At 37.2% G+C, this 2,874-nt stretch carries 4 protein-coding genes; 3 read left to right on the top strand and 1 reads right to left on the bottom strand.

The genetic code is table 11. From position 1 onward, the window contains the following. Nucleotides 1-498 (bottom strand): hypothetical protein (locus C200_RS05560; protein WP_033923703.1); only part of this gene is annotated, 498 nt, incomplete at its 3' end. 548 nt (nucleotides 499-1,046) lie between these two features. Between C200_RS05560 and C200_RS05555 the strand changes: the two genes are divergently transcribed. The 3 genes from C200_RS05555 to C200_RS05545 all read left to right on the top strand — a co-directional run. Further along, the gene (locus tag C200_RS05555) at nucleotides 1,047-1,706 is read left to right on the top strand and encodes a hypothetical protein (RefSeq protein ID WP_016211963.1); all 660 of its coding nucleotides are present in this window, start codon (nucleotides 1,047-1,049) and stop codon (nucleotides 1,704-1,706) included. Between the two features lie 101 nt (nucleotides 1,707-1,807). Beyond that, on the top strand, nucleotides 1,808-2,458 hold the full coding sequence (gene elbB, locus C200_RS05550) for an isoprenoid biosynthesis glyoxalase ElbB (protein WP_016211965.1): 651 nt from the start codon (nucleotides 1,808-1,810) through the stop codon (nucleotides 2,456-2,458). Between the two features lie 112 nt (nucleotides 2,459-2,570). Continuing rightward, the coding region (locus C200_RS05545) for a hypothetical protein (protein ID WP_033923704.1) at nucleotides 2,571-2,874 on the top strand (304 nt) is incomplete at its 3' end.

The following is a 2,874-nucleotide window of genomic DNA, read 5'->3' as shown; positions in this document are numbered from 1 at the left end:
TCCATGGCTCGCAGCGTCAGTCTCTATTCTCTGAAGAACAGCAACTTTTCTAGTTAGACAGTCAATTGCATCATCCTGCAAACCTCCTCCCTTAGAGTCTGGCTGCTGAAAGCGCTCAAGCTCAGCTTGATAATAGGCTTTATGCTCTTTTGCTTTTTCATGCAGTACCAATAACCCGGATTGAATCTGAAGTAACGTTGTTGTTTCTTGTTCAATCTCCTGACCACTAAATTGCGTAATATGACGTAAATTACCAATAGATAAAGCGCCTCTGTTATGTAAATCTTGAATACTCCATAGAAGAAATTGAGCACTTTCTCCTTTAGCTTGGTGTAATAACTGCCAATAATTTTTTGGGTCAATCCCAACATCATATAAAATTAAAAATGATTGTTTAAAATTATCACTATATTTTTCTAAAATCGTAGCCCACTCTTGGTAAAATCTTCCGTGCCTATCTTTTAAGTCCTGTAATTCTAACGATCCACTTCCAGGCATAATCCCTCCCCAGACTAATTAATCTCTACTTTCTGAGCCCATATCCTAAAAATCAGGCTTAATGCCTTATTAATAAATCAAGAGTAGTATTTTTATAATTTAGAAAAAGCACTAAAACTTTAGTTAAGTCAGAAAATAATGTAAATTGTTTATAATGCATACAATATATAAATTATATATAACCAGTAAAAATACACATAAAATTATAATAATCTAAAAATAAAACATATTAACTCTCATTGATAATAAATAATTTAACAATAAGAAATAAATATTAACCAGTATATATAACTTACAGCATAAAATGCTAGATTATTTTCCATATCAAAACAACGTCATTTACATGCCAACCCAACACTTAACCAACTGATTTAGTAATGGAAACACATCCAACACCTCCTCAAGCCCTGGCTTGCTGTAACATCAATAATCATTTAACGATAGTCCAAGTAACAAAAACTATTTCAATTTAATGATTAACTCCCTATCATAATCTTAGATTTTAAAATATAGCTATATTTCTAAATACCGAACACTGGAGCAACATAGTGCTACTTAGCCTTATTACAGCAATAACATTGATAATCAGCCTGTTATTTTTTGCATATGCAATAAAGTGCTTATTACATAAACGCCTTACTGCAACGTTCCTCTATATTTTCCTAGGCTCAACCACAACCTTAATAACCACTTGTAGTGCACTACTATTGCTTAATAACCTTACCTTAGACCACGTGACTAAAAATATCCCGATTGCCATGCTAAGCCTTAATCAATTACCGCCGCTCGCATCCAAACATTACCAAGCGACACTAAGCCTACCTTCAGGACAAATTAAAACGTTTAAGCTGATCGGCGATGACTGGCAGCTCTCCGCTCAAATCATTGTCTGGCAAGACTGGCTCCATGCCTTAGGACTAACGAATCGCTATCGCTTTGATCGCATTCAAAGCCGTTATGATAATATCAACGCAGAACAACACGCGATCCACTCAATTTACCCCCTCAACCCACCAAACACAGCAAATTCATTTTGGCAATGGGCAAAACATCATCTTATCCAACGCTATTTTATTAAAACCATCTATGGCAATGCCATCTTTATGCCCATGCGTGATGGTGCCAGTTTTACCATTGCCCTGACCAATAACGGCCTTATCGCCACACCGATTAACCTTGCCGCTAAACAAAGTATCGGCCTCGCTTAAAAGAAAGTTTATCAGGCCTGATTTAGACTTTATAAAAAAATTACTTTAAGATGGCTCAGCATATTAACTCCCAATTAATCAGCATAAAATAAGGAACCTTGATGAAAAAAATTGCTGTTGTCCTTGCTGGCTGCGGTCACTTAGATGGAGCTGAAATCCATGAGGCCACACTGACTTTACTCTACCTTGCTCAAGCTGGAGTCGACTATGAATGTTTAGCCCCCAATCGTGATCAATATCACGTGCTAAACCACCTTAATCAAGAAGAGATGCATGAAAAACGCAATATTCTCATTGAAGCCGCACGCATTGCCCGTGGCAACATTAAAGCCATTGATCATGCCAATATCAATGATTATGATGCCGTTATATTTCCAGGTGGTTTTGGCGCAGCAAAAAACCTCTGTGACTTTGCACTTCAAGGTCAAGCGTTTAATATACAAGACGATGTATTAAGCTTTACCCAGCAGGCCTATCACGCTGCCTTGCCACTTGGCTTTATCTGTATTGCACCAATTATGATTTCAGCCATCTGTGGCCCTAACATCCAGCATACTTTAGGTGAAGATGAAGAAATGATCAATATCGTTCATCAATTAGGTGGCAAACACATTAATTGCCAGGCGGATGAAATTGCCATCGATGAAAAACATAAAATTGTATCAACGCCTGCCTATATGCTCGCCAATAACATCGCTGAAGCTGCCACGGGCATTGAAAAACTTGTGAAAAAAGTACTTGATTTTATTTAAAATTTCTGCCTGCCCTATCCAGCCGTGATATGGGCGACTTAACTTTACTTGACAAAATCAAAAAAATATCTGTTATTTATTAAGTAATCACCTAAAATAATCAGAAAACATCATGCATGCTCTATCTATTTTTTTCATGTTCTTTATGATCAGTCACACCAGCCATAGCTTAACCATGCTTTATAATGAGCGTCCGCCCTATTTAAAAACAGAATCGAAACAACAGGTTTTAGGACTAACAGGCACTTTTATTACTCAAGTTTTTAAAACAGCCAAAACTCCACTACACTGGAAAAAGACACCAGCCAAACGCCACTTGCTATTAATTAAAAAAAACGCTGAACCGCTCTGTGCTGCAGGTTGGTTTAAAAATCCACAGCGAGAAAAATATGCGCAATACGCCCTCCGTCATCTGA

It is taken from the genome of Piscirickettsia salmonis LF-89 = ATCC VR-1361, assembly GCF_000297215.2.
Lineage (GTDB): Bacteria > Pseudomonadota > Gammaproteobacteria > Piscirickettsiales > Piscirickettsiaceae > Piscirickettsia > Piscirickettsia salmonis.
The sequence above is the reverse complement of the archived record's forward strand: the minus strand, read 5'-3'. Positions and strand labels throughout refer to the sequence as shown.

Bases quoted from the DNA above. Each gene is read 5' to 3' on its own strand.
- elbB (WP_016211965.1), top strand. From the start codon at position 1,808: ATGAAAAAAATTGCTGTTGTCCTTGCTGGCTGCGGTCACTTAGATGGA.